This window comes from Halorubrum yunnanense, from assembly GCF_026586675.1.
GTDB classification, from domain to species: Archaea; Halobacteriota; Halobacteria; order Halobacteriales; family Haloferacaceae; genus Halorubrum; species Halorubrum yunnanense.
Genome location: NZ_JAODIX010000041.1, coordinates 1 through 4319 on the forward strand (window position 1 = coordinate 1; position 4319 = coordinate 4319).

Sequence of the window (4319 nt, forward strand, 5' to 3'; positions counted from 1 at the left end):
CCGTAAACATCCCAACCCAGCGGTGCAGTGCCGTGGGAATCCTCGCGCTTCAGCGCGGGGAGGATGTCAATGACACCCGCTCTTCGAACACCGTCTCGTCGCCGTGGCGGACTTCGACGCGCTCGGGGACCGATGCTTCTACGAACGCGACGGCGACCTCGTAGGGATGCGTTTGGCCGATATCGGAGCACGGACCGCCGTCCCAGTCGGGGTCGTCCTCGGTGGTCAGCCGGAGTCGCAGGCGGTCGGCGTCGAGGGCCGCCTCGATCGGATCGACGCGGTAGCAATCTCGCGAGCCGCCGAACAGCCATCCCCTAACGGTGACGCGCGGCGGCTCGGCGTCGACCGCGCGGAGCAGGATGACGGCGTCGTTGGGGCTCGCCTCGTAGGGTTCGAACTCCCCGGTGTGCTCGCGGCGGAGCGTCACCTCGGCGCCGTCGACGGTCTCTGGGATCTCGCCCTACGGCGGCACGGGACACCCGGCGATCGAGGCGGTCGAGACGGCCGTCGCGGTCGCGAGGAGGGCTCTGCGGCGCATACGTGGAGAGCCACTTGGCGGCCGGCGTAACCTTTGTGACGGGAGGGGACTTCATCGATCGATCGTTTCATACTAAGAGCGCGTCTCATGGTGACGCATGAGCGACGATCGGATCCCCGTGACCGTTCTCAGCGGGTACCTCGGCGCCGGGAAGACGACGATGGTGAACCGCCTGCTCGCGAACCCCGGCGATAGGCGGATCGCCGTCATCTTAAACGACATGGGCGAGGTGAACGTCGACGCCGAGCTCGTCGCGCGCGAGAACGACGAGGAGGGGATCGTCGACCTCTCGAACGGCTGTATCTGCTGTCGGCTGCAGGACGACCTGCTGAGCGAGGCCGCGGCGCTCGCGGAGTCGCGGGAGTTCGACTACCTCCTCGTGGAGTCGTCGGGCATCTCCGAGCCGATCCCGGTCGCGCGGGCGTTCACGGACGGGACCGAGGACTCCGACGTCGACCCGACCGAGCGCTTCCGGCTCGACACGATGGTGACCGTCCTCGACACCTACGGGTTCTGGAAGGAGTTCGACGCGGGTGAGAACCTCCCGGGCGACGGGGAGCCCGCGGCCGATCGCCCCCTCGCGGACGTGCTCGTCGAGGGGATCGAGTTCTGCGACGTGTTGGTGATGAACAAGACGGACATGGTCCCCGACGACGTGCTCGACGAGATCGAGTCGGTCGCCGACCGGCTCGGCCCGCGCGCGAAGCGGATCCGGACCAGCTACTCCGAGGTCGACCCGGACGAGGTACTCGACACGGGACGGTTCGACTTCGAGGCGGCCGCGCGGTCGCCGGGGTGGAAGCGCGCGATCGCGGAGAGCGAAGCGGACGGACACGAGGACGAAGAGGGGGACCACGCGCACGACCACGGCCACGCCGAGGGCGCCGCCGCGGCCCACGGGGTCGACTCGTTCGTCTACCGCTCCGACGACGCCCTCGACCCCGAGCCGTTCGCGGACTGGCTCGACGACTGGGACGGAGCCATCGTCCGAGCGAAGGGGGTCGCGAACGTCGCGGGCACCGACGAGGTCGTCGGCGTGAGCCAGGCCGGTCCCTCGGTGCAGGCGGGACCGATCGGCGAGTGGGGGCCCGACGACGACCGCCGCACACGACTCGTGTTCATCGGCAGCGAGATGGACGAGGCGCGGATCCGCGGGGAGCTTGACGACCTGGCGGCGGCCGACGCGGAAGAGGGGAACACCGCTGACGTCTTCCCGATCTGACTCAGATCCCCAGCTCCGCCTGCAGGTCGTCCCACTCCTCGTGGAACCCGTGGGTGGACTCGGTCTCGGCGCCGACCGCCGACTGGTAGACGTCGTCGTACTTCAACAGCTCGCCCCAGCCGTCGTGGAACGCCCAGTTACAGTACTTGCACATGAACGTAGCCACGCGAGGGAACGACATACCGGTTTCGGCGGTACGGGCGGGGAGTCGTCTCGCGAGTGCCGAGAGAGCACGTCTCGAAGCTGCCGAGAGAGCACGTCTCGAAGCTGCCGACAGAGTCAACACTGTCCGTGACGTATGCTACCTATCAACGTGGATCGGCCGCGTCGAGACACTCATGGTCACATACAGGCGCGGCGGATACGTCCAGAGTACCGACGAGGCGGTCGAACGGGGCTGCGACCACTGCGGCTGGCACTGCGTCGCCGACGGGTATCCGGAACTGATCGACCGGTATCAGTCGCACCTCCGAGACGAGCACCCGAGGGCGTGGCTCCGGGCGTGACCGTCGAAGCGGCTCGAAAAAATCGGAACGGGCGAGGCGGAGTCGCTCGGAGTTAGGGCTCCAGCAGGACCTTCGTGACGCCCTCCTCGCGGGCGTCGAACGCCTCGTACATATCCGACGCCTCGTCGAGGTTGACGCGGTGGGAGACGACCCAACTCGGGTCGGCGCGCCCTTCGATGATCATGTCGCGGAGGTACCGGTTGTACGATTTGACGTTACACTGGCCCGTGCCGCATTTGAGGCCCTTCTCGAAGAACTTCCCGAAGTCGATTCCGAGTCGGCCCTGCGCGGCCATGTCGTCGGGCGCGCCCGGGTCCTCGGGCACGTACAGGCCGGGGATCCCCAGCTCGCCGGTCGGTCGGACCACGCGGATGAGGTTGTTGATCACGACCGCCGGGTTCTCCTTGGCCGGCTGGTAGGAGTAGTCCTCGGTGTCGGTGTCGACGTCGTCGGGGTCGGTCGCCTGGTACCCGACCGCGTCGACGCCCTTGTCGACCATCCCGCCGTGCTCCTCGATGATCTGGTCGACCGGGTCGCCCTCGGAGAAGTCGATGGCGGTCGCGTCGCAGTGCTCCTCGGCCAGCTCCAGCCGGCTCGGGACCTGGTCGACGACGTAGATCTCGGCGGCGCCCTTGATCTTCGCGCTGTAGGCGGCCATCAGCCCCACCGGTCCGGCGCCGAAGATGGCGACCGACTCGCCGGGCTGGAGGTTCGCCAGCTCCGTGCCGTGCCACCCGGTCGGGAAGATGTCCGCGAGCAGCGAGAACGCGTCCTCGTGTTCGCGCCCCTCCGGCAGTTTCAGCGCGTTGTGGTCGGCGTACGGGACGCGCAGCTTCTCCGCCTGTCCGCCCTGATACGGCCCCATCGCCACGTACCCGTATGCCCCGCCAGCGAAGCCGGGGTTGACGTTGGTACAGAAGCCGGTGTACCCCTCCTCACAGTTCTGACAGAACCCGCAGGAGACGTTGAACGGCAGAACGATACGGTCGCCCTCCTCCAGCGTCGAGACCGCCTCGCCCACCTCCGAGACGATTCCCATGTTCTCGTGGCCGAACACGATCCCCTCCTCGGCCGATGTCCGCCCCTCGTACATGTGCAGGTCGGACCCGCAGATACACGAGGTCGTGATGTCGATAACGACGTCGTTCGGGTGCTCGATTTCCGGTTCGTCTACGTCTTCGATGGCCACGTCGTACGGACCTTGGTACACAACAGCTCTCATGATGTGATCCGGATTGACAACTCGTTTCCTGTATTCTAAATGTTTTTCCGTTATTCATATATTTAATAAATTGTGTTAAGATTCAATTAACTTGCTGATGTGGCGTGGCCCGGAGAGCGGCCGATGCGCCCGGGCCGGTCCCGACCCGCCGACCGTCCGGCGGAGCGCAACGACTTTCCTCCGGGACAGTAAACTGCGTGTATGGACTGGCCACACGACCCCGACGGCGAGCAGGGCAGCGAGGGTATGCGGCAGTACGGCCACGCCGTGCTCGCGAAGAAGATCGACGAGGGCGAGGACTTCCCGCTGACGGCCGCGGAGTACGTCGAGCAGTACGGCGACCACCCGATCCGGATCGACTACGAAACGGTCGTCTCCGTCGCGGAGATCTTCGAGCACGTCGAGAAAGAGGAGTTCGCGGACTTCGTCGAGTTCCACCAGGAGCTCGGCCGCGCGATGCGCGAGAACGGCTACTGGTTCTACGAGGGCGCAGAGCAGTTCGTCGACGGCAGCGCTTGAATACGTGGGTAGCGGTATCAGTATCGTTTCTTTATAAGTAATCACTGAAAGCGCGGGACGCGTCTCTGACGCCTTCGTTGTCTGCTTATAAGTAGTCAAACCCGGTCGGTAGAGAACACCGCCAAAGCCCCAGTCGCTCGCTTATAAATGACCGATGCTGGATCGACAGCGAAGTACTCCAAAGCCCCAGTCGCTCGCTTATAAATGACCGATGCTGGATCGACAGCGAAGTACTCCAAAGCCCCAGTCGCGAGGACGGCGCACGCTCGCTGCGCGCTTCAGTCGCTCGCTCCGCTCGCTCCTTCCAGTGCT

Annotated in this window: 6 protein-coding genes; 3 read left to right on the plus strand and 3 right to left on the minus strand. The window is 65.7% G+C overall.

Going from position 1 to position 4319, the window contains the following annotated elements; genetic code table 11:
* Positions 1-49: 49 nt before the first annotated feature.
* Positions 50-427 (minus strand): hypothetical protein, encoded by a 378-nt coding sequence (locus N5096_RS10925; protein WP_267664679.1) that lies wholly within the window; start codon positions 425-427, stop codon positions 50-52.
* Between the two features lie 208 nt (positions 428-635).
* On the opposite strand from N5096_RS10925, the gene N5096_RS10930 reads away from it, so the two are divergent.
* Positions 636-1760, plus strand: a complete 1125-nt coding sequence (locus N5096_RS10930; protein ID WP_267664680.1) for a CobW family GTP-binding protein — start codon at positions 636-638, stop codon at positions 1758-1760.
* A 1-nt stretch (position 1761) separates the two neighbouring features.
* On the opposite strand, the gene N5096_RS10935 is transcribed toward N5096_RS10930, so the two are convergent.
* A complete protein-coding gene (locus N5096_RS10935) occupies positions 1762-1914 on the minus strand; it encodes a hypothetical protein (protein ID WP_267664681.1) in 153 nt (50 codons plus the stop codon).
* 184 nt (positions 1915-2098) lie between these two features.
* On the opposite strand from N5096_RS10935, the gene N5096_RS10940 reads away from it, so the two are divergent.
* On the plus strand, positions 2099-2266 hold the full coding sequence (locus N5096_RS10940; RefSeq protein ID WP_267664683.1) for a hypothetical protein: 168 nt from the start codon (positions 2099-2101) through the stop codon (positions 2264-2266).
* A 52-nt stretch (positions 2267-2318) separates the two neighbouring features.
* Here N5096_RS10940 and N5096_RS10945 read toward each other — a convergent pair whose 3' ends face one another.
* Positions 2319-3488 carry a glutathione-independent formaldehyde dehydrogenase gene (locus tag N5096_RS10945; RefSeq protein WP_267664684.1) on the minus strand — a complete coding sequence of 390 codons (1170 nt, stop codon included), beginning with the start codon at positions 3486-3488 and terminating at the stop codon, positions 2319-2321.
* Positions 3489-3689: 201 nt separating this feature from the next.
* Here N5096_RS10945 and N5096_RS10950 point away from each other — a divergent pair, with 201 nt between their 5' ends.
* The gene (locus N5096_RS10950) at positions 3690-4007 is read left to right on the plus strand and encodes a DUF5785 family protein (protein ID WP_267664685.1); all 318 of its coding nucleotides are present in this window, start codon (positions 3690-3692) and stop codon (positions 4005-4007) included.
* The last annotated feature ends 312 nt before the right edge of the window (positions 4008-4319 follow it).